This is a genomic window from Gilliamella bombicola (assembly GCF_900094945.1).
Classification (GTDB): Bacteria; Pseudomonadota; Gammaproteobacteria; order Enterobacterales; family Orbaceae; genus Gilliamella; species Gilliamella bombicola.
Genome location: NZ_FMAQ01000001.1, coordinates 111499 through 133198 on the forward strand (window position 1 = coordinate 111499; position 21700 = coordinate 133198).

General features: G+C 36.7%; 20 protein-coding genes, 5 tRNA genes and 1 pseudogene. 9 read left to right on the forward strand and 17 right to left on the reverse strand.

What is annotated here, in order from left to right:
• Positions 1-36: 36 nt before the first annotated feature.
• The 8 genes and pseudogenes from GA0061081_RS00535 to GA0061081_RS00565 all read right to left on the reverse strand — a co-directional run bounded on the left by GA0061081_RS00535 (position 37) and on the right by GA0061081_RS00565 (position 8770).
• Positions 37-909, reverse strand: coding sequence for a LysR family transcriptional regulator (locus GA0061081_RS00535; RefSeq protein ID WP_091346092.1), 873 nt, complete (start codon positions 907-909; stop codon positions 37-39).
• 91 nt (positions 910-1000) lie between these two features.
• A complete protein-coding gene (locus tag GA0061081_RS11235) occupies positions 1001-1096 on the reverse strand; it encodes a hypothetical protein (RefSeq protein ID WP_160404082.1) in 96 nt (31 codons plus the stop codon).
• 15 nt (positions 1097-1111) lie between these two features.
• Positions 1112-1400, reverse strand: a pseudogene (locus tag GA0061081_RS11240) (IS3 family transposase); the annotation flags it as partial.
• 1805 nt (positions 1401-3205) lie between these two features.
• Positions 3206-4894 (reverse strand): hypothetical protein, encoded by a 1689-nt coding sequence (locus GA0061081_RS00545; protein ID WP_141683303.1) that lies wholly within the window; start codon positions 4892-4894, stop codon positions 3206-3208.
• Positions 4895-5265: 371 nt separating this feature from the next.
• Positions 5266-5341: transfer RNA gene (locus GA0061081_RS00550), tRNA-Gly, on the reverse strand.
• 72 nt (positions 5342-5413) lie between these two features.
• Positions 5414-5671 carry a DUF1145 domain-containing protein gene (locus tag GA0061081_RS00555; protein WP_091346096.1) on the reverse strand — a complete coding sequence of 86 codons (258 nt, stop codon included), beginning with the start codon at positions 5669-5671 and terminating at the stop codon, positions 5414-5416.
• The gene (gene rsmD, locus GA0061081_RS00560; protein WP_091346097.1) at positions 5671-6234 is read right to left on the reverse strand and encodes a 16S rRNA (guanine(966)-N(2))-methyltransferase RsmD; all 564 of its coding nucleotides are present in this window, start codon (positions 6232-6234) and stop codon (positions 5671-5673) included. Before rsmD ends, GA0061081_RS00555 begins: the two co-directional genes overlap by 1 nt.
• 13 nt (positions 6235-6247) lie before the next feature.
• Positions 6248-8770, reverse strand: coding sequence for a PBP1A family penicillin-binding protein (locus tag GA0061081_RS00565; protein ID WP_091346606.1), 2523 nt, complete (start codon positions 8768-8770; stop codon positions 6248-6250).
• Between the two features lie 256 nt (positions 8771-9026).
• Between GA0061081_RS00565 and GA0061081_RS00570 the strand changes: the two genes are divergently transcribed.
• Positions 9027-9431: a protein YgfX gene (locus GA0061081_RS00570; RefSeq protein ID WP_091346099.1), complete on the forward strand. Its 405-nt coding sequence runs from the start codon at positions 9027-9029 to the stop codon at positions 9429-9431.
• Positions 9432-9477: 46 nt separating this feature from the next.
• Here the strand turns inward: GA0061081_RS00570 and tusA are convergent, their stop codons facing one another.
• The 6 genes from tusA to GA0061081_RS00600 all read right to left on the reverse strand — a co-directional run bounded on the left by tusA (position 9478) and on the right by GA0061081_RS00600 (position 13761).
• Positions 9478-9714, reverse strand: a complete 237-nt coding sequence (tusA, locus tag GA0061081_RS00575) for a sulfurtransferase TusA (protein ID WP_091346100.1) — start codon at positions 9712-9714, stop codon at positions 9478-9480.
• 17 nt (positions 9715-9731) lie between these two features.
• Positions 9732-10538 (reverse strand): Cof-type HAD-IIB family hydrolase, encoded by an 807-nt coding sequence (locus GA0061081_RS00580; protein WP_091346102.1) that lies wholly within the window; start codon positions 10536-10538, stop codon positions 9732-9734.
• 120 nt (positions 10539-10658) lie between these two features.
• A complete protein-coding gene (locus GA0061081_RS00585; protein ID WP_209435334.1) occupies positions 10659-11987 on the reverse strand; it encodes a secretin N-terminal domain-containing protein in 1329 nt (442 codons plus the stop codon).
• On the reverse strand, positions 11980-12351 hold the full coding sequence (locus GA0061081_RS00590) for a hypothetical protein (RefSeq protein ID WP_091346105.1): 372 nt from the start codon (positions 12349-12351) through the stop codon (positions 11980-11982). The genes GA0061081_RS00585 and GA0061081_RS00590 overlap by 8 nt, the downstream gene beginning before the upstream one ends.
• Positions 12348-12821 carry a hypothetical protein gene (locus GA0061081_RS00595; protein ID WP_091346107.1) on the reverse strand — a complete coding sequence of 158 codons (474 nt, stop codon included), beginning with the start codon at positions 12819-12821 and terminating at the stop codon, positions 12348-12350. The genes GA0061081_RS00590 and GA0061081_RS00595 overlap by 4 nt, the downstream gene beginning before the upstream one ends.
• Positions 12811-13761, reverse strand: a complete 951-nt coding sequence (locus GA0061081_RS00600; protein WP_091346109.1) for a PilN domain-containing protein — start codon at positions 13759-13761, stop codon at positions 12811-12813. Before GA0061081_RS00600 ends, GA0061081_RS00595 begins: the two co-directional genes overlap by 11 nt.
• Positions 13762-13965: 204 nt before the next feature.
• On the opposite strand from GA0061081_RS00600, the gene GA0061081_RS00605 reads away from it, so the two are divergent.
• The 5 genes from GA0061081_RS00605 (at position 13966) to GA0061081_RS00625 (ending at position 15460) form a co-directional block, all read left to right on the forward strand.
• Positions 13966-14041: transfer RNA gene (locus tag GA0061081_RS00605), tRNA-Val, on the forward strand.
• 35 nt (positions 14042-14076) lie between these two features.
• Positions 14077-14152, forward strand: a tRNA-Val gene (locus GA0061081_RS00610).
• A 35-nt stretch (positions 14153-14187) separates the two neighbouring features.
• Positions 14188-14263, forward strand: a tRNA-Val gene (locus tag GA0061081_RS00615).
• 9 nt (positions 14264-14272) lie between these two features.
• Positions 14273-14348: transfer RNA gene (locus GA0061081_RS00620), tRNA-Lys, on the forward strand.
• Positions 14349-14854: 506 nt separating this feature from the next.
• On the forward strand, positions 14855-15460 hold the full coding sequence (locus tag GA0061081_RS00625) for a tetratricopeptide repeat protein (RefSeq protein WP_091346111.1): 606 nt from the start codon (positions 14855-14857) through the stop codon (positions 15458-15460).
• A 162-nt stretch (positions 15461-15622) separates the two neighbouring features.
• On the opposite strand, the gene GA0061081_RS00630 is transcribed toward GA0061081_RS00625, so the two are convergent.
• A complete protein-coding gene (locus GA0061081_RS00630) occupies positions 15623-16240 on the reverse strand; it encodes a LysE/ArgO family amino acid transporter (RefSeq protein ID WP_091346112.1) in 618 nt (205 codons plus the stop codon).
• Positions 16241-16391: 151 nt separating this feature from the next.
• Here GA0061081_RS00630 and GA0061081_RS00635 point away from each other — a divergent pair, with 151 nt between their 5' ends.
• Positions 16392-17270, forward strand: a complete 879-nt coding sequence (locus tag GA0061081_RS00635) for a sulfite exporter TauE/SafE family protein (RefSeq protein WP_091346114.1) — start codon at positions 16392-16394, stop codon at positions 17268-17270.
• A gap of 99 nt (positions 17271-17369) precedes the next feature.
• Here the strand turns inward: GA0061081_RS00635 and mltB are convergent, their stop codons facing one another.
• A complete protein-coding gene (mltB, locus tag GA0061081_RS00640) occupies positions 17370-18443 on the reverse strand; it encodes a lytic murein transglycosylase B (RefSeq protein WP_091346116.1) in 1074 nt (357 codons plus the stop codon).
• Between the two features lie 58 nt (positions 18444-18501).
• On the reverse strand, positions 18502-19491 hold the full coding sequence (locus GA0061081_RS00645) for a 2-hydroxyacid dehydrogenase (protein WP_091346610.1): 990 nt from the start codon (positions 19489-19491) through the stop codon (positions 18502-18504).
• A gap of 221 nt (positions 19492-19712) precedes the next feature.
• Here GA0061081_RS00645 and GA0061081_RS00650 point away from each other — a divergent pair, with 221 nt between their 5' ends.
• Both GA0061081_RS00650 and GA0061081_RS00655 read left to right on the forward strand, forming a co-directional pair.
• Positions 19713-20963, forward strand: coding sequence for an AmpG family muropeptide MFS transporter (locus GA0061081_RS00650; RefSeq protein WP_091346118.1), 1251 nt, complete (start codon positions 19713-19715; stop codon positions 20961-20963).
• 8 nt (positions 20964-20971) lie between these two features.
• Positions 20972-21634 carry an NAD(P)H-dependent oxidoreductase gene (locus GA0061081_RS00655; protein WP_091346119.1) on the forward strand — a complete coding sequence of 221 codons (663 nt, stop codon included), beginning with the start codon at positions 20972-20974 and terminating at the stop codon, positions 21632-21634.
• The last annotated feature ends 66 nt before the right edge of the window (positions 21635-21700 follow it).

Sequence of the window (21700 nt, forward strand, 5' to 3'; positions counted from 1 at the left end):
AGTATAAAAAATAAATATTTTACCGTGTAAATAAATTTATTTATTTTTCATCTCATTAATAAAAGTAAGAGCATCAGCACCTGCTCTTTCTTCATTCCAAGACATTCCTATTTTCCATTTTGATCCTTTTCCCATGAGTTCATGATATTTAATTTTTGATTTAATATTATGAACTAAACTATTAGGTAATATCGTTACATTTGAATGTAAATTAGACATAGATATACTATTATAAACATTATTTGTGTAATATACCTGTGGAAAATTTAGTGAGTTTCTTGAAAGAAATTTCGAAATTTTTTGAGATAATTCAAAATGCGAATCACAATTTGGTAAACAAAGAGTATTTTTATCTAAAATTTGATTAATATCATTAAAATTATTAATCTGAAAGTTGTCTTTGGGATTGGATATAATTAATAAATGATCTGTACCTATCTCTTCATATTTTATTTGTTTATTGACAGGCTTTTCCATAAAAGCTATATCTAACTCTCCAGATAATAGCCTTTTTTCCTGCTCTGCTGAATCCAACTCATGGATTTGAATTTTTATCATTGGATGGTGTTCTGTATATCGATTTATCATTTCTGGTAATATATTTATAAAAGAAAATGTATGTCCGATATTCAAAACACCCGTTCTACCTGTTTTTATTTTTTTTACTATACATAAGAATTTATCTAATTCATCGGTTAAATTAAGTGCGTATTTATATATTATTTTACCTTCATCAGTCAGGTAACAACCATGATTATCTCTCAGAAATAGTTGAAAACCGAATATTCCTTCAAGAAGTTGAATTTGTTTTGTAAGTGCTGGTTGAGTTATATTAAGTTTCTCAGCGGCATCGCGAAAACTATCACTTGTAGCTAATACAATGAATAATCTTATTTTTTTTACATACACAGGGAAATCCTTCTAGTTAGCTATTAAGTATTATACTTAATTATTAGATTTTGAAGTTCTAATAATTACACTTGTTCTAACAAATAAAGAGCTAACTTGCACAGATAGCTTGCTGATTACTATGAGATATTGATCCTAAATAGTCTTCAGGCCATACGGGTTCTCCATGTTTTAAACTACACCCCAAAAGTTGTACAAAAAATTAAGCTGCTAGAAAATAATACTCCCGATATTGAACAGGACTCTTTTTGTCCAAGTTTAATTTAATTCTTTTATGATTATAATAATGGATATATTCCTCAATATCCGCTTTTAACTACTCAATAGTATCATACTTATTTAAGTAATAGACTTAATCCAAAGAAATTCTCAATAACAGCATTATCTATGCAATTTCCTTTTCGAGACATAGTCTGTACGATATTTCTTTTCCTTAGTTTTTGTTGATAATGACATATATGATAATGTCAACCTTGGTTTGAATGTAAAAGCTGTATGTCGGCGCTTTGCTTAGGTTGTGTAAATGGTTGATTTTTTCTTGAAAAAATTCAAATAAAAAATTTAATAAAATCAATACCTTTTCTGACTGATTTTTGAGCGGGAAATCAGGCCTTTTTTGTTTTGGGGAATAGAATAAATTAGGTGCGGTGGTTTCGGACGTTTTGACCTTTGGTGAATACAATAGCTATAGTGACCACGTCCGAGCTAAGGGAATTAAAGCGAATTCCCTTAGCAATCCCGCGCTTGGCTGCAGAATGTGGCCTGCGGCTGCCCTCCGCCGTCGCGCGGTCTTAACGCACCGGCTATGATTCGCTCCAGGCGAAGCATAGCCTCGCCAAACATCCCTGTTTGGCGTGCTAACCTCGCTCTGTTGTCGCACATTCTGACGCCAGAATAGGACAAACAACATAACTATCGTTTTTGGGATGGGTTATTGTGTTTTTATAAGGGGTTTTTTGTTAAAAAAACATCCAGAGAAACTTTAATAAAATCAATACCTTTTCTGACTGATTTTTGGGCGGAAAATCAGGCTTTTTTTTGTTTTGGTGAATAGAATAAATTGGGTTCAGAGGTTTCGGACGTTTTGGCCTTGGGTGGATAAAATAGCTATCGTGACCACGTCCGAGCTAAGGGAATTAAAGCGAATTCCCTTAGCAATCCCGCGCTTGGCTGCAGAATGTGGCCTACGGCTGCCCTCCGCCGCCGCTCGGTCTTGACGCACCGGCTATGATTCGCTCCCGGCGAAGCATAGCCTCGCCAAACATCCCTGTTTGGCGTGCTAACCTCGCTCTGTTGTCGGCACATTCTGACGCCGGAATAAAACAAACAACATAACCATCTTTTTTGGAAGATATTATGTTTTTATAATTATATGATTTATTTTAATTAAACGCCTACACGGCGTTAAGGATTACGGCGTCAGTAACGCACGGAACGCCACATTTCTAAACCGCCTACACGGCGTTAAGGGAAACAGATCCAGATACATATCCTAACGGGGATTTCTAAACCGCCTACACGGCGTTAAGGTAGAGCTCAAGATTTGATAAATCTTGCTATATAAAGATAAACAACAATTTCATCTTTGAAAACCCTTTTTTTAAGCCGTTTTATAATTTATTGATTTTATTTAATTTTAAATTGTCGTTAAAAAAAGGGTTTGGAGCGGTTAAATTGCTGTTATTAGGGTGCTATTCGTGGTTTTGTTGATTTGTTGGATGTCGACGCTTTGCTTAGGTTTTGTAAGCGGTTGATTTTCCTTGAAAATACAAAAATAAAAACTTCAATAAAATCAATACCTTTCCTGACCACTTTTTGGATGTAATTGCATTGCTTTTTTACACAAAAACAACTCACAAAAAACACCTAAGATTATGTTATTTGTCTTGTTCCGGCGTCAGAATGTGCCGACAACAGAGCGAGGTTAGCACACGCCAAACAGGGATGTTTGGCGAGTTTGTGGTGCGCTTGGAGCGCGTCCACAAACGGTGCGTTAAGACCGAGCGACGGAGGAGGGCAGCCGCAGGCCACATTCTGTAGCCAAAGCGTGGGATTGCAAAGGGAATTCGCTTTAATTCCCTTTGCTCGGACGTGGTCACTGTAGCTATTTAATTCACCAAAGGTCAAAACGTCCGAAACCTTGCCGTACTATAAATAGACCACAAATTTAAACCGCAACAGCGCAACCCTAAGGGAATGCCCCAACTTGCGCGGGGGCGTTATTCTTTGTTAGATTGTCCTCTCAAGCACCATAACCGCCCCCGCGGCCCAAGGATTAAGGAATAAACGCTAAAAACTAAGGTGCGGTGCAAACAGCAGAGTCGCTGACGGAAACGCTGACGCTACCAACGATGCCGGAGTTCGAGTAGACAGTGAACCCATAGCTACCTGTAGCGTCGCTTGCCCAGAAGCCGCCGTCGACGAAACCCGCATCAGCGTAGTGGCCCATGTAGCCCCACTCCGTGAAAAAACCTGCACCTATATGACGCATGTAAACATTATTAGATGAACTAGGTGTGGCGCCGACAAAACCTTCGCAAGATGAACCAGAATTCCAACCAGAACAAACCGCATTAGTTAAATCGCTGCCCCTAGCAAGACGATAACCCAAACTACTACACCAAGATGAGTGGTTAGACTGAGTACCCCGTTTATCACCCCGATTGACGAACCACTGCTTTAAGACAAACCCATACCTCACCTCATTACCTCGACCATCCCTACCGACCAACTCAAATCTCTGTGGCAAAGATAGCGACGGAGTAAGCCGACGAGGATTACTTGAACGCATCTGAGTTCTATCAGCCCTAGGACCATGCAACGTTACCCGTGTTACATAACTTGATTTATTAATAATCCATCTATCACTATTGTTTGGTTTTACCCAACTCACCTCTGCCCTTATACTACCAACTGCGTTAACTGTCCAACTCAACTGACTTCCATCCACTCCTGCAGGCATCTCTAAGTCAAAGTACAACCCATCAGCACCCGTTGTAGGAAAATTTCGGTCGTAAGAGGATGAATCAGTTGACTGAGTTAAAAAACCCTTATCAGGATTCCATATGCTAGCTGGGCCGGCGTAGAGATGATTATCTCTAGAATCGATGCCAGTTGTACCACCCAACAACAAATTCGGCCTTGCGTGACAAACAACAGGACTACCATACGGATTAATATAATAATCTACCGTAGCTCCACTAAAACTAGTTCTATTAGGAACCCCGTACTGGGTCTGTAAATATCCCCCTGTACTACTTAATCTTACCCTATAAGGTGCCTTACATTTACTTAATGCTTCGTTACGACTAACTGTATTGCCATCCTTATCCGTAAACGATACCGATATATTCCCAGATACACCATTTACAGCCGGCTCATCTCCATCATCATCTCGCCAATAATTATACCTAGTGATTAAATCACTTATACTCACTGAACTAACCGATGACGGGACTATCATTTCTATATGACTTAAATTACTCCCAACGTACGGCAAACTGATTGGATTTGTTGAACTTGATGGATTACTAGACGGCGTGATAACCCGACCATCCTGCAACCGAATTGACAACAATTTATCCGTTGATGTGGCTTTTGTTCGACCATTGTCGAATGTTAAATATGGCGCACTACCCACGATATATTTTGATGTATAAGCCGTTAATGCCACAGAACTCTGTGAATACGACAACAACAATACCACGAAGAACAACGCCGATTTAGAGAATCTAAATAATCTAAGTAAACTGAGTAAACCTGATAAGCCTGATAAACTTGGTAAACTTGGTAAACCTGAAAATTTAAATAGAAGAGGTAAACGCCTTGACCTCGGCGATAACCCTGCCGATAACGTCTCCGATTTCGCTACGCGAAATGACCTCGCTGATGAAAATAAGAATTGAGTCTGATTTAGACTACGGTGAAAATTAAAAAGTTTTAGGGCGTAGGTTTGGCAGGCCAGATGCCAGATGCCAGATGCCATAAATGGTAACGCATTTCGATCATCCTGTCAAGTAAATTTTTGTTTTATTTCGATTTTTTATAACTGACTGCTCTAATAATGAGCACTCCCTTGCTTTGTAAGCGATTAAATTATAACCGCTTGAGCAATAATACGCTACCTTTTTTGTTAAAAATTTGTAAAGTTTTGTTAAAGGATGAGTCAGCTTATGTTGGCGTGTTTTGGGAAATGGTTTTTGGTTAAAAACAACTCAATCACCACTCAAAAAAATCGGTCAGAAAAGTGATTGATTTTATTTAAGTTTTTGTTTTTTATTTAGCTAATCAAAATAGAAAAGTTTTTAGAATTTATTTTGACTTAGTAATATGAGGAATAAATACATTATCAAGATTTGGAGCGGGAAACGAGGTTCGAACTCGCGACCCCGACCTTGGCAAGGTCGTGCTCTACCAACTGAGCTATTCCCGCTTATTGAGGTGCTTCAAAAGAAGTGGTGAGCATTATACAAAAAAATTTGTATCTAGCAACCACTTTTTGCCATTATTTTTTATCTTTCCAACTAAGTGATTCAAAAACGCCAAATAAGAACAAACGTAGTACTTTGAATTTGTCTTGTTGCTTTTCTTGCTTGGTCATGGTTGAGCTTAGGAACCATGCTTGTAAGCCGTGGGTAACCACAAAGGCAATTAAGCCTATATTGGCAACAATATTGGCTGGTTTTGGATAAGGGCAAATTAGGTTAAATAATAAAAATAACCACATTAACGAATATAAGGTTTTGCCAATAAAGATGAACATTAATTATCTTCCCGTATAAAAAGGTAGCTGTGAACTTGGCCGGCGGTTTTTTCGCGATGTAAGTGCCAGTTATTTGGAATATAGGTTGTTAGGTCGTGCTCGATTTCTGCTTCAATATAGATATAAGCCGACGGTTTGAGCCAGTTGTTGTGTTCAAGTAGGCTAACCGTTTTTGCGACTAAGGATTGGTGAAACGGCGGATCGATAAATACAATATCAAACTGTTTGGATGCAGGTTTGTTAAGCCACGCGAGGGTGTCGGTGTGATAAATGTCGATAGCATCGCTCGCAATTAACTGTTTGTTTTTGTTGAGTAACTGAGCAACTTGTTTGTCTTTTTCCAGTAAGGTGACGCTTGTGGCGCCCCTTGATGCGGCTTCAAAGCCGAGAGATCCGCTACCAGAAAAACAATCCAAGCAATGACTGCCTTGGATAACTGGCATTAACCAGTTATATAAGGTTTCTTTGATTCGGTCTGTGGTTGGACGTAGTCCTTGTTTGTCAAGCACCGATAACTTTCGTCCACGCCACTTTCCGCCAATAATTCTGATTGAACCATTCATGTTAAATCCTTTATCAGAATAGTTCTGATGTATTGCCTTCAGAGTCGATGACTTTGGTGCCTACTTCTTGTGTTGCATAACCCGTTGGCTCAGTGCCCTTTATAAAATATTCTGACATGGTTTTTGAACCTGAGTTTGGTAATAATCCTGTTTTTTGATCAATCGTGACCGAAATAACATTTTCAGGTTTGACATCTTCTTTTACGGGAACATCTTTTAGGGCGACTTTCATATAATCGACCCATACTGGGTTTGCCGTTACGGCACCGGCTTCGGCTCGGAATGTTCGGCCTAAATCACGTCGGTGGTCATCAAACCCCATCCAAACAGTGGTAACAATATTACCACCAAATCCAGAAAACCAGACGTCTTTAGACGCGTTGGTGGTACCTGTTTTACCACCTACGTCTTTTCGACCTAATGCTTTTACGCGCCATGCAGTTCCTTGCCAATCTGAGCCACCAAATACAATAGATCGAAGTCCATCTTTCATGATATACGCAATACCACTATTGACTGTGTGTGGAGCATATTTTGGTGTAACATCTGTATTTTTTTCGTCTGGATTGATGTCAGGTAATACTAAATTGTCGTCAGCTTTAAGGTTAGCTTGTTCTGGCTCTTCGCTATCTGATTCGTTCGATTCATTTTCGACACTGTCTAATGCCACAGATTTAGTACCCGCTGTACCGATATCGTCATTACAGTCGTGACAAGCAATCACAGGTTGATGTTGATATATGGTGCCTGCACCATTGTTGTATTCTATCTTTTCAATCAAATATGGCGTAATTAGGTAACCGCCATTAGTGATAACAGAATAAGCTCTTGCAACTTGTAGTGGTGTAAACGATGCCGAACCTAACGCTAATGACTCGTTATGCGAGATGTTTTCTTTAGGGAAGCCAAAACGCTCTAAATACTCTGCTGCATAATCGATCCCTATAGCGCGCAATGCCCTGACCATCATTACATTTTTAGACATTCCAAGGCCGATTCTTAACCGTAATGGCCCCGCATAAGTTGGCGGTGAATTTTTGGGGCGCCATGTTTCACTACCCGTTGAGCGGACAATAGGTGCGTCATTGAGTAGTGTCGCCATTGTCAAACCTTGCTCTAAAGTGGCGGTATAAATAAATGGCTTTATGTTCGAGCCTAATTGCCTTAAGGCTTGTGTAGCGCGATTAAATTTGCTTAAGTTAAAATCGTAACCCCCAACAATGGCTTTGATTGCACCATTGTCGGAATCAAGTGATACAAGTGCAGCATTAACCGCTGGAATTTGTGCGAGTCCCCAGTTGTCGTCCGATTTTTTAACCCAAATAAGCTGCCCTACTTTGAGAGTATCCGACACTTTTTTCGGGAATGCGCCTTGTCGTGAGTCACTAATAAATGGACGTGCCCATTTCATATCTTGGTAGCTAATAGTAATATTACTTTTATCGGTTAATACTGCGGTGGCTTCTTGATCTGATACGGCTATGATCACCGCTGGGCACATGCCGCTATAGCATATATATTTGTTAAGTGTTTGTTGGATCTTTTCAGGATCCCATGCCGTTTCATTCGGTTGCCATAGGACTTTTTCAGGACCACGGTAGCCATGTCTGATGTCATAATCGATAATATTTTTTTGAACCGCTTCTGTCGCCGCTATTTGGTCAGTTTTTGAGATAGTCGTGTAGACTTTGTAGCCGTCGGTGTAAGCATTTTCGCCAAATTTATCATACATAAATTGTCGCGCCATTTCGGCAACATAAGGCGCTGAAAATTCGATTTGTGGCGAATGATAGCTTGTGCCAAGAGGTTTTTTAATGGCTTCGTTGTATTGAGCTTGGGTGATATAGGATTGATCTAACATGCGTCCTAAAACCCAATTACGTCTAGTTAGTGCACGATCTGGGTGTGCAACTGGATTATATGCCGATGGTGCATTAGGTAAGCCCGCTAATAAAGCTGCTTCGTCAATGGTTAATTGCTCAGGTGTTTTGCCAAAAAAGGTATAAGATGCTGCTGCAACGCCATATGCTCTTGAGCCAAAGTTGATCATGTTAAGGTATAAAGCCATGATTTCTTCTTTTGATAGCTCTTTTTCCATGCGGATAGCAAGGATGATTTCTTTGGCTTTACGTGCGATGCTCTTTTCAGGCGTTAGGAAGAAGTTTTTCGCAACTTGTTGAGTAATGGTACTACCGCCTTGAGAAAATCCTTTATGCTTCAAACCAATATACATCGCTCGAACAATACCAATCGGGTCAATACCAAAATGTTCGTAAAAACGGGCATCTTCTGTTGCAATAACTGCGTTAACCACCGTTGGAGGAATTTCGTTATATTTTAATGGTGTTCTGCGTCGTTCACCAAAAATAGCAATTAATTCACCGTCTTTGCTTAGCACTTGCATTGGTGTTTGTAAGCGAATATCTTTTAATGTTGCAACGTCGGGAAGTTCCTTTGAATAATAAGCATAACCGGCAATGCCAATAACTAAAGCACAAAGAAATAAACCGATGAATAATTTTAGAATAAATTTCAAAACTCTAACAAATATCACAAATCTTTCCTATATTCATTTTTAGGCAAAATAGTGGCATCAGAATTTTCTGCGCCAATATTCATCAATCTTTAGATAAGGATCTTCATTTTGGCATTTAAAAAAATGCGAATGTTTGATCTCTCATTGATTAAATCATACAAAATTGTGGGCATTATCTCCCATCTTTTGTTTTATTTTAAGCAATTTTTATCTGGATCATGAAATAATTCTATTTTAACTTAATAGAGCAAGCATTATGTGGAGCACACAACTTAGCATATCAAAGCAACAATTATGCATTGCAACGCTTTTTTATTCAGTGCTAATAATACTTTGTTGCGTTTTGTTTGCTGATACGACTTTAAATTGTTATACCTTTATTATCATTCCATTATTGATAATAGAATGGTGGCGCTGTCTATACTATTTGCAAACAATTAAAGGCGAATTTGCGTTATTTCACTATATCAATCAACTATATTGGCACAAACAGCGCTGGTATTTGATGCATAAACCATTGATATTCCGTTATGTTGTTATTTTAAATTTAAAATCTCGACGCGATGGTAAATATGGTACGCTTTGGTTAATGATTGATAACTTTCAGCCTCATGATTGGCGAACATTACGTTATTATCTAAAAAAAATTGAATTAAATTGACACAACTCCATATTTTATTAAAAATTTACCTGAAAGAGCCGTTTCACTAATGTGATTTTTTAATCCAGTATTGATATGGTTCAGATTCTATCTGCGATGAGAGTAATTCGTGATCCATATGGCGGCAAAAGCTAGGGACATCGCGAGTTGTGGCAAAGTCATCAGCAATAACATGAAGAACTTGCCCTATGGCAAGTTCTCGAATGGATTTTCTTATTAACATGATCGGTTCAGGACAACGCAATCCAAGCGTATTGAGTTCTTTGTCGATAGTTATATTCATTTTAGTCTATTTGATAATTATAAAAATAGTTTACTTAGATAATGAGGCACAGCGTCTTGTGCATTTGAGCCGATGACCTCTAATTCTGGCAATAATGCCTTTAATTCAGAGCTACCGTTTTCCATTATACATCCTTTACCGGCGGCTTTTAACATTTCGTAGTCATTCATGCCGTCACCAAAAGCAATGCTGTCTTTTAAACTGTAACCCAATTTTTCAACCACTTTTTTTAATGCACTACCTTTAGAGACGTTTTCGGCCATCACTTCAAGGCAGTTTAATGTTGAAAAAGCAACACTAATTTTATTGCCAAATTTTGCCTCTAACCGATTTTTTAACTGAACAAGGTGTGGGTAAAGTGCATCATCGGTCGTCGTAAAATAAATTTTAGCAATATCATCGGTTGAAAAATCAAGTGGATTAAATAATTGATAAGTAAACTGTGTATCTCGAAAAAATTCTAATGAAAATGTATCTTCTTTATTAATTAACCAATCATCACCACGATATACATGTGTATAAATTAGTGGGTCATCCATGCTCATTTGGGCAATTTCACTAGCAAGTGATGGGGTAATACTTTGGCTAAAGACTAAATTACCTTGGCTATCATGCACTCTTGCCCCATTTGAAGTTATCATAAAAGCATCAATTTCCATATTTTCGCGCATTTGGGCAACATCAATATGGTGTCTTCCTGTTGCAAAAACAAAATGAATGTCTTTTTTGCGTAATGCTTGAAGAACTTGTTTGGTATAAGGTGATAAGCTATGTTCAGGAGTTAATAAAGTCCCATCTAAATCAGAAGCAACAACATGCATAATATTCTCGACTTTTATAATAAATTGTAATAATAATGGCTAAAAATAATATACTTTGAACAATAATTACATATCAAAGCAAAGGCTAAAACAAGTTAAAGTATGATACAACTCCGTTAACATTTACTCAACCAATTGTGGCGTAATAAAAATAACTAACTCGCGTTTTTGTTGTTTTTTGCTGTTGTGTTTAAATAAATTGCCAATAACAGGCATATCACCAGCACCAGGAACTTTGCGGTTATTGTTAGTATTAACTTGTTGAAAGATTCCCCCTAAAACGACAGTTTCGCCATTTTTTATTTGCACTTGTGTTTTGATTTCTTGGGTATCAATCGCTAACGCTTCACCACCATCGCTACGTTTTATTGAGCGCCCTGCCGTATTTTGTGTAATATATAAATCTAAAATCATGCGATCATCAGACACTATTTTGGGCGTCACTTCTAGCCCCAATACCGCGGGCTTAAATTCAATTGATGTCGCCCCATTGCTACCACTAGATACCTCGTAAGGAATTTCGGTACCTTGTTTTATTGAAGCCATGTTTTGATTAGCGGTAAGTAAATTAGGACTAGCGATAATTTCAAGTTGATTTTCAGATTCAAGTGCTGATAGTTCTAAATTAAGTAAACTGCCCGATAGTTTTGCTAAATTAAACCCCACCGAGGTAGTAGGATGTGCCACACCAAGGCCAACATCAAACTTATCGAATAATTGTGATGACTTGCCGGTGTACCCCCATTTAATACCGAGCGCTGACATACTTTCATCACTCATGGTGACAATATTCGCTGATATATGGACTTGAGGCATGGGTTTATCCAGTGTTTTGATTAATTTTTCGATCTGGTTAAATTGTTTGGTTAGATCGGTGACGATGAGCGAATTAGTCCGTTTATCGTGTGTGACCTTTCCCCTTTCTGATAATAGCCCTTGCTGTTGAATTGTTTCGATTAAGGTAGTTGGATCAGCATGGTTAATGGCTATTGATAACGAATTAAGCGGTTGGTTGAGTTCTTGTTCTTTTTGCGCTAATTGTTGTTTTTGCATTAAAATATCTGGATCTGGCGCTTTGGATACGAACAGAATATTATCATCAATTTCAGCTTGTAAATTTGCTGAGTCTAATACAATCTTTAACGCTTTATGCCAATCAACATTATTAAGTTTAATGGTCTGCTTGATTGCTACATCTTCTGACATGACTAAATTCATCTGCTGACTGTCGGCTAATGCCTGTAGGATAATGGCAATATCCGTTTGGTAAAATGTCATTGAGATATTGTTTTTCTGTTCGGCATTTACTGATTGATCAATATTGGCATGACTAGCATTTATACCAATAATAAAAAAAATAGAAATAATTACGTTTGCCAAATTGATTTTGGCTTGAGTAACTCGACTAATATAGTGGTTTAGCCGTTGTTTTTTGGTGTTGTTGTTATTCATTGAGAGGCATTGTCCATGATACAGTCTGATGGCAATAATTAGGTAAATCTGCTTGCCAAATAATTTTGTCGTTAAGTAAAGATTGCATATGCCAAGGAAACAAAATGTTTGGCACTGTGTCATCGGTTATCGCTAGCCACTGATTATTAGATGATAACCAAATTTGCTGATAAGGTTGATCAATCTGTTTCATTACCCCCCTAAAATGCCAAATTTGGATCTGCTCAAGCAATTGTTCAGTTTGTTCACTGCATGAAACAGAATAATAAGGTTGAAACGGATCTCGTTCTAAAGGCATATTAGCCTTAAGGTCAAAACAGATAAAAAAGCATAAACCGATGTATTGATATATATAACGTATCATTCGTTATCCTTTTTGAACAATAACGTAAACATGATCTGTAACTGTTGATCTTGTTTGCTGATTTTTAAATTTTGAAAATCAAGAAAATAGAAATCATCCATCAATGACGCAAGCAAATTCATAAAATCAAAGAATTGACCATTTAACTCAATATCCCAATTAACGGTTTGGGCTGTTTGATAGCGCTTAAAGGAACTCAACACGAGGTGATGTTGTTCAATCATTTGTGCAAGTTCTTGTTCTGATATTAAACTATATAAACTATTTTTACTTGTCTGATAACGCTTCACTTTTGCTTGTAGTAACTCCGTTTCAGTGATTTTTTGCTGATATGTGTTGCTTTTTAATTTTGCTTGTTGCTCAATGTCGTGAATAAAAAATAGATAAATCATCACAGAAACCGCTAAACAGCATAAAACAGACACCAAATATTGTTGCCAAATTGGGCGATAAAAAAAATCACTGTTCATCTAAATAAATTTCCATTTCAAAAACTAAGCTCGTTTTATTAGACGAGACGCTATTTATTTGGCTGTTACTGATATTTTTTAGCGTTAACAGATTTTGATTAAATTTAGTCAATTCAACATAACTAAAGCTTTGTCCGTCGATCCTGATTTTTTGTTGTTCATAATAAAAAGAGTCTAGCCAAATGACAGAAGGTAACTGTGCCGAAAGTAACAATAAAACATTTTGAATCTGTTTGTGGCTTAATGATGGGTTAGGTAAATAATGAGATAATTCAGCAGTGAGCTTTTGCACTACCTCTTGCTGTTCTAACAATTTTTGGTCGTAATGTCGTAGCTCATTTCGGGCTTGAATCCAAAGATAACAGAGCAAACAACTGATTATACCAATTAAACCCGCAACCACGTAGGTTAATTGTTGCAGGTGCTTTGTTTGCTTTTCTTGACGCCATGGTAAAAAATTAATTTTGGCATTATCGAATTGATAACCAGCAAATGTTAATAGCAGTTCATGCTTTTTAAAAAGGTTAATCCAACTTTCAATATAATCACGTTCAACGATCATCACAGTAACATGTTTGTTTTGTTTAGTTGGATAAACAAAGTCAAAAAGTACCTTTTTAGCAGGCAATTGAAATAATTTATAAATATTAGCTTCAACATATAAAATCAATTCACTTAATTTTAGCTTTACATCGGGTAAGGTGAGTTGTTGCGTTTGAATTAAATTGATATCTAAATTAAGTTCGTATTGTGTGCGCCTAGTAAATTTTTTTTGTAACTCACCAATAAAAAATTCAATATCTGCGGCATTTTGATAATTAAATGCAATTAGGTCATCATTAATGGTCAATGCAGTGTTTTGCTTAGTTATGCCTACTGCCTTATAGCGTAAAATGGTAGGTTCAACATAAATAATAACGCGTTTTTTATTAAAAACCATGATTGATTAGCTTTTTATTTTTGATAACCGAATCACTTAATCATAATGCTAGTTGACTAAATAAAAATAAACAAAAGTGATTTTTGCGAACTATCACCCAAAAAATGTTTAAAATTAAACCGAACGAAGTGGATTTTAGAGAAATTTAAAAAAAAAAGGTTGACTGGAATAAGCCGTGCCTTATAATGCACACCCACACGGTAAGGGTGATTAGCTCAGTTGGGAGAGCACCTCCCTTACAAGGAGGGGGTCACTGGTTCGAACCCGGTATCACCCACCAATCTTTACCGTGACGTTTTAGTAATAAAACACTTGGGGTGATTAGCTCAGTTGGGAGAGCACCTCCCTTACAAGGAGGGGGTCACTGGTTCGAACCCGGTATCACCCACCAATCTTTACCGTGACGTTTTAGTAATAAAACACTTGGGGTGATTAGCTCAGTTGGGAGAGCACCTCCCTTACAAGGAGGGGGTCACTGGTTCGAACCCGGTATCACCCACCATCTCTAGATGGGTCGTTAGCTCAGTCGGTAGAGCAGCGGACTTTTAATCCGTTGGTCGAGCGTTCGAATCGCTCACGACCCACCATTTAATTGCACAAATTCTAAGTAAATCAAATTAATCTAATTAAAACAAAAAAGCGATGAGAACGCCAGCGTTCGACAAATTTGTCTGGAACAAATTTGAACAACACGCAGTGTTGGCCCCGAAGGGGTGAGGCACACGATGTGCCGAATAATCGCTCACGACCCACCATTTAATTACACAAATTCTAAGTAAATCAAATTAATCTAATTAAAACAAAAAAGCGATGAGAACGCCAGCGTTCGACAAATTTGTCTGGAACAAATTTGAACAACACGTAGTGTTGGCCCCGAAGGGGTGAGGCACACGATGTGCCGAATAATCGCTCACGACCCACCATTTAAATATATAATCCCTAAGTAAATCAAATCAATCTAATTAAAAACAAAAAAGCGATGAGAACGCCAGCGTTCGACAAATTTGTCCGGAACAAATTTAAATAATCGAACTATACTAAAAAAATAAATACGATAAAATAAGTAAGTTATTTATTTTTTAAAGGAATCTTTATGCTAAAGTTTCTTGCTAAATTATTACTAGTTTTGTGTTTTAGCACTGCTACTTATGCTGAGCAACAACCTTTATTTGATTTTAATGAGGAGTATCAAAAAGCAACCAAACAAAATGATGCTGAAGCACAATATCATTTAGGTCTTATGTATGCTGACGGCTCATATACTAAAAGACGTCATTTTAAAGCCGTCGAAAATGGATTTGAACAACAAGAAGCTAAACCCGATTATACACAAGCAAAGCAGTGGTTTGAAAAAGCAGCCAATCAAGGCAATGTTGCTGCTCAACATAGCTTAGCTTTATTGTACTATAATGGACAAGGGACAAAGCAAAGCTATTCAAAAGGAATTGAATGGGATACTAAAGCAGCGAAAAAAGGTGATGCGGTTGCTCAATATACCTTAGCAACGATCTATTACAAAGGCACAGGGGTAAAACAGAACTACTTTAAAGCTAAACAATGGTTTACTAAAGCAGCTGAACAGAACTATTCTGACGCCAAAGAGAATTTAGTTATTGTAACCAAAAAAGTCAATGCTATTGTAGCCAAACAACAAGCTAAGAAAAAACAAGCTAGTAATAATGATTGTGGTTGTTATTAAGAATAAAATAATCCAACGCATCAAAGATCTGAAATCATAACCAAATGGATATATTGTTCTCATAGTTTGGAGAAATTAAATACCAAATAGCAAATAACAGCTTGATAACGTCTTATATACGAATCATCCACAACTAAAATCAATTGGCTCTATTTAATTAAACTAAAAAACAAACAAAACTAATCGATAAGCAATATAAAACATCACGCAACCTACCAAAAAGTCTAATATGATCCACATCTTTTTCTGTTTAAACAGTGGCGTTAATAGTCTTGCACCATAACCTATTCCAAAAAACCAAATAAACGAAACACAAACCGCGCCAATCAAAAATGCCAATTTTTGTTCACTTGTTAATGTGCCTGCAATCCCCCCCACAATAACAACGGTATCTAGATAAACATGAGGATTAAGCAAGGTAACAGCCAAGGTTGCCAGTACTACTTTGAGTAAACGGTTATTTTGCGGATCTTGAGATTCAATTTGCATGTAACTATTACCTTGAATGGCACTTTTAAAAGCTGAAAATCCATACCAGATCAAAAAAACCGCCCCTAAAATGGCAAGAATGCGAGTTATTAATAGATTAGTACTAATAAACGAACCCACCCCCAAAATACCTACTGACATCAAGACGAAGTCACAAATAAAACAGATTGCCGCTACAAAAAAGATATGATTTTTTAATAATCCTTGCTTAAGTACAAATAAATTTTGAGCACCAATGGCAATAATTAAACTTGCCGAAATTAATGCGCCTTGCATTACATCTTCTAACATATTAAGACACCTAAAAAACTAATCATATTTATCTGATTTCAAAATAGTATAGGCGATATTAGTTGGGTGGTCATCTCTTTATCATTTAAGCTGTTATAATAAAATGCGTATATTTCTAAAATTTTTTGGACATAAATAGTGAATATAATTATTGTCACAGATAGCTTATCAGACGCTTACTCAGTATAATCGTTTAAATAACAATCAAACTGCTTTTTCTTATATGATTTTTGAATTTATTATTTTCCTTTCAATAGGTGCCGCTGCTGGATTATTAGCCGGTATGTTTGGTGTTGGCGGTGGAGCATTAATTGTACCGTCTTTAATTTTTACCTTAAATTACTTTAACCTTGGTGATCCTTGGATTAACCATATTGCCATTGCAACATCATTAGCCACCATCATTGGTACTAGTTTGTCATCTAGCTATATTCACAACAAAAACCACAATATTCAGTGGCCAATTCTAAAAAAAATGGTTTTAGGCTGTATGATTGGCACGTTAGGCGGTTCATATATGACTCCCTATATCCCGGGCAGTTGGTTAAAATGGGTATTTATTATCTTTCTTATTTATGTAAGTTTTAAATTTATTTTACAGATAGATAAAAAAAACAAAAATCTAGTCAGTCAAACGGTTCCCTTTAACAATCAAATTTTTATCTTTGCCGGCACGTTAATTGGTATTTTTGCCGCCCTTGTTGGTGTGGGTGGTGGTGTATTAGTAGTACCATTTTTGCAAAGATGTGGCATTGATATGCGTAAAGCCATTGGCACATCGGCAGCTTTTACCGTGCCAGTTGCAATTGGTGGAACCATTGGCTATATAATCGCTGGTTGGAATAATCCACAATTACCACAGTATTGCTTAGGCTTTATTTATCTACCTGCCGCATTCGTCATTATGCTAGCGAGCATACCAATGGCTAAAGTGGGAGTGCAAATTGCGCAAAAATTATCAATTAAAAAGCTAATCAGATTTTTTGGTATCTTTTTATTATTTCTGGCTATAAAGCTAATCATTTCTTAATATGATCAATAGACACAAAAAAGGTCGCAACTGCGACCTTATCTAAAACCGGCTAGAACATAAAACCAATAGGCAGTACTAACAGATTAATACAAACAACTATCTTGCATCTTTAACCGCAAGCCCTAATTGCCAAACTGCCATGGCATAATGCGTGCTATGGTTGTAACGGGTAATAGTATAAAAGTTTGGTAATCCATACCAAAATTGGTAACTGTCGCCCATATCAAGGCGCAACAAACTGACCTGTGTCTGTCCATCTAAAGAGCTTTTTGGTTTTAATCCAGCTTTTGCTAGTGTTTCAATTGAGTATTTTGTGCTAAAGCCTGTATCAAGTGATGGCGCTTGACCGTTAGCCATAACCGCTACTTTTTTGCCTCGTTGCCAGCCGTGCGACTTAAAGTAGTTCGCCACACTACCAATAGCATCAACTGGATCCCATAAATCAATATGACCATCATGGTTAAAATCAACAGCATAACGTCTAAATGCAGACGGCATAAATTGACCATATCCCATTGCGCCAGCAAACGATCCATTTAAATCAAAGGGATCAACGCCTTCATCACGACACATAACTAAAAAATCTTCTAATTCTTCAGAAAAATATTGCGCACGTCTTGGATAGTTAAAAGCCAGTGTTGACAGGGCATCAATAATTTTTGTTTTACCCATTACTCTACCCCAACCCGTTTCAACACCAATAATACCAACAATAATTTCGGGAGGCACGCCGTATTCATTATAAGCACGTTGCAATTCTTTTTGGTATTGGTTCCAAAAATCAACGCCTCGAGGAAGATTACTCGGCGTAATAAATTTATTTTTATATCGAAGCCAAGCACCATTCGGCACCGTCGATGAGCCGGTTTTTGGTGCTTGTTTATCCATTAAATTAATGACCCAATCCAGTTTATTGGTTTGTGCAAGCACATTGCGCAACTGTTGCCGATTAAAACCATGTTTACTGGCCATTCTATCGATAAACTTTTCTTTATCGATAGCTAATGGCGAGCTAATGGTTTCGGATGGATTGTGATCTTTTTCAAGATAAACACCACCTTTGACATTGGTATGTCCACGATGTTCTTTCATTGGAGATGTTGAAGATCTCTCACTACTACAAGCTGTAAGCAATAAAATTATGCTAATAAAAATGGCAATACGCTGCATACAAAAAAACCGTATCTTAAGTAATTAAAGAATCAACAACATCATAAGATATTTATTATTATTTAACAATATTCGGACATGGTTTACCTTCAGATATTTGTTTAATGTTATTTAAAGTCGTATCCGAAATATTCAATAATGCTTCCTGCGTTAAAAAAGCTTGATGGCCAGTAAAAATAACATTATGGCAAGAAGATAAACGACGGAACACATCATCTAAAATAACATCATTCGATTTGTCTTCAAAAAAGAGATCTCGTTCATTTTCGTAAACATCCATCCCCAAAGCGCCTATTTTTGATTGTTTTAATGAATCAATAGCCGCTGTTGCGTCGAGTAATGCCCCCCGGCTAGTGTTGATAATCATCACACCATCTTTCATTTTTTTGAAAGACTCTTTATTCAATAAATGATAATTCTCAGGTGTCATTGGGCAATGTAGCGTAATCACGTCGGATTTTGCATATAGTTCATCTAACTCAACATATTGCGCGCCTAATTCAACCGCAATATCATTAGGATAAGGATCATAAGCAAGAATATGCATACCAAAACCTTTTAAAATACGGATGACTGCTTGACCAATTTTTCCTGTACCAATTACGCCAGCAGTACGATTGTGCATATTAAATCCTGTCAAACCATCTAACGAAAAGTTAGCATCACGGGTGCGTTGATAGGCTTTATGAGTTCTTCTATTTAGGGTCATCATCAAAGCCACCGCATGTTCTGCAACAGCTTCAGGTGAATAAGCTGGGACACGAACAACGGTAATGCCCAATTTTTCGGCTTCGGCTAAATCAACATTATCAAACCCTGCACAGCGAAGTGCTAAAATTTTAATGCCATAGCCTGCTAATTTTTGTAGCACTTTCTTATCTACTTCATCATTAACAAATGCACAAACCGCATTATAACCTTGGGCAGTAACAACTGTTTTATGACTTAATTTATGCTCATAATATTCGATATCAAAACCAAATTTTTTATTCGCGATGTCTAAATGTTCTTTGTCATAATGTTTACTGCTAAAAACAGCAACTTTAATCGAACTTTTCATATTACTTGACCCCTTTTCATGGTAAATAGTTAATTTTTTAACTAGTTGTTGGCATTAATCTTTATACTAAAATATATAGATTCAGTATCACTTTTGGTATCTTGAAAAAATGACTTTAGGTAATGGTTTATCTTGGCTTGTAGCATTATTTTTTAATGTTGTGTGCTATGATAGCACTTTGTAAAAAAACTAACCAATAAAGTTAAATAATGAATAAAGTATTAGCTCATGCTTTTTTTAATAGAAAAATGTTGTTGTGCATCTATACAGGTTTTTGCTCTGGACTTCCTTTTTTCTTTATCGTCCAATTAATTCCCGCTTGGCTAAAAATTGACGGTGTAGACATAAAAACAATTGGCGCATTCGCATTAACTCAAATTCCTTACTTATGTAAATTTCTCTGGTCACCATTATTAGATAAGTTATCACCTTTCTCACTAGGATGTCGTAAAGGTTGGTTGTTTTTAACTCAGATCGGGCTCTTAATTATCATGCCTATGTATGGTTTTTTAACTCCCAAAAATAACATCGAAATAGTTGTTATTTTAAGCTTATTAACTGCTTTTATTTCTGCAACTCAAGATATCGCAATTGATGCTTATAGAAGAGAAATTTTGAGCGATAACGAACTTGGCAGCGGAAATAGTATACACATTAATATTTATCGAATATCAGGATTCATTCCTGGAGGATTATCGCTTTTTCTTGCTGATTATCTATCATGGATGGAAGTATTCGCATTCACTGCCGCATTTATTGTGCCAATGCTACTCATTACAATAAGCTTAAAAGAGCCGTCACATATCAGTGTAATTCATCCAGATAAATCTATTTTCAAACAATCAATAAATGAATTTGTTCATCGACAATCATTTCGTAATACTTTATTTATTATTGCTTTTATTTCATTTTATAAGCTTGGTGATAGCCTTGCTACATCTTTGGCAACACCTTTTTATTTAGATATGAATTTTGAAATGAAACATATAGGAACTGTAGCTAAAAATGCGATGGTCTGGCCAAGTTTATTTGGAGCTCTTTTGGGTGGTTTTATTATTTCAAAATATGGCATCAACCGTTCATTATGGATATCAGGTTTTGTGCAAATGTTTTCTATTTTAGGTTTTGCTTTTTTATCTTATGAAGGACCTTTTTTAACGATTAATTACACTCAACTTATCATATTGGCGACTGTAATTAGCTTTGAATCTATTGGTGTTGGAATGGGCGCAGCAGCATTAGTCACTTTTATAGCGAAAAAAACTAGCCCATTATTTACCGCAACACAATTTGCGCTATTAACTAGTTTTTCAGCTATACCAAGAACACTAATAAATTCAATGTCCGGTGTTTTAACTTCACATTTAGGATGGACAAACTTTTTTAGTTTATGTTTTATTCTTGCCATTCCTGGTATGTTATTATTATTAAAAGTTGCCCCGTGGAATAGCCAATCTTAGGAGAAAATATGGACAAGCTAACCCAAGCATTCAACTTTAGACATGCATGTAAAAAATTTGATGACACAAAAAAGATTAATAATGATGATATTGAATATATATTAGAAGCGGGACGACAATCTCCTTCATCATTTGGCATGGAGCCATGGCATTTTGTGGTTGTTGATAGCAGCAAAATAAAAGCAGAATTACGTAGTGTTTGCTACAATCAAGAACAAGTCACCAGTTGTTCACATTTTGTGATTGTGCTTTATCGAAAAGCGAATAATTTTACATCACAGAGCGATTATTTACGACGAGCAATTGCGCGTACTTTGCCCGATCCAAATAATCAAATGTCTATTGATATTGCCTGCCAAGCATTTATTAATTTTTGCGAACAAGGGCTTGCTGATGGCTTAACTATCAATCACTGGTCAGAAATGCAAGATTACATTGCTTGTGCCAATATGATGACTGCTGCAGCATTTCGCGGTATTGATTCATGTGCTATTGGTGGATTCGATCACGATAAAGTGATAAAAATACTAGAAAAACATATTCCACAAATTGGTGAAGAATCATTTGGGGTAGGACTTTGTTTAGCTTTTGGTTATCGAATCAATGAACCAGCAACGCATATTCGTTGGCCACTTGCTGATGTAACGACATATCTCACTGATAATCACTAAACAGATTTAACCACTTGCTACCTTCAATCGTCACACGACGAATGGAGGTAGATATAAATAAAAAAA

Excerpts from the sequence above, each read along its gene's own strand:
- GA0061081_RS00545 (WP_141683303.1), bottom strand. The coding sequence starts at position 4,894 with ATGGCATCTGGCATCTGGCATCTGGCCTGCCAAACCTACGCCCTAAAA.
- GA0061081_RS00555 (WP_091346096.1), bottom strand. The coding sequence starts at position 5,671 with ATGTTCATCTTTATTGGCAAAACCTTATATTCGTTAATGTGGTTATTT.
- rsmD (WP_091346097.1), bottom strand. The coding sequence starts at position 6,234 with ATGAATGGTTCAATCAGAATTATTGGCGGAAAGTGGCGTGGACGAAAG.
- GA0061081_RS00570 (WP_091346099.1), top strand. The coding sequence starts at position 9,027 with ATGTGGAGCACACAACTTAGCATATCAAAGCAACAATTATGCATTGCA.
- tusA (WP_091346100.1), bottom strand. The coding sequence starts at position 9,714 with ATGAATATAACTATCGACAAAGAACTCAATACGCTTGGATTGCGTTGT.
- GA0061081_RS00585 (WP_209435334.1), bottom strand. The coding sequence starts at position 11,987 with ATGAATAACAACAACACCAAAAAACAACGGCTAAACCACTATATTAGT.
- GA0061081_RS00590 (WP_091346105.1), bottom strand. The coding sequence starts at position 12,351 with ATGATACGTTATATATATCAATACATCGGTTTATGCTTTTTTATCTGT.
- GA0061081_RS00595 (WP_091346107.1), bottom strand. The coding sequence starts at position 12,821 with ATGAACAGTGATTTTTTTTATCGCCCAATTTGGCAACAATATTTGGTG.
- GA0061081_RS00600 (WP_091346109.1), bottom strand. The coding sequence starts at position 13,761 with ATGGTTTTTAATAAAAAACGCGTTATTATTTATGTTGAACCTACCATT.
- GA0061081_RS00625 (WP_091346111.1), top strand. The coding sequence starts at position 14,855 with ATGCTAAAGTTTCTTGCTAAATTATTACTAGTTTTGTGTTTTAGCACT.
- GA0061081_RS00630 (WP_091346112.1), bottom strand. The coding sequence starts at position 16,240 with ATGTTAGAAGATGTAATGCAAGGCGCATTAATTTCGGCAAGTTTAATT.
- mltB (WP_091346116.1), bottom strand. The coding sequence starts at position 18,443 with ATGCAGCGTATTGCCATTTTTATTAGCATAATTTTATTGCTTACAGCT.
- GA0061081_RS00650 (WP_091346118.1), top strand. The coding sequence starts at position 19,713 with ATGAATAAAGTATTAGCTCATGCTTTTTTTAATAGAAAAATGTTGTTG.
- GA0061081_RS00655 (WP_091346119.1), top strand. The coding sequence starts at position 20,972 with ATGGACAAGCTAACCCAAGCATTCAACTTTAGACATGCATGTAAAAAA.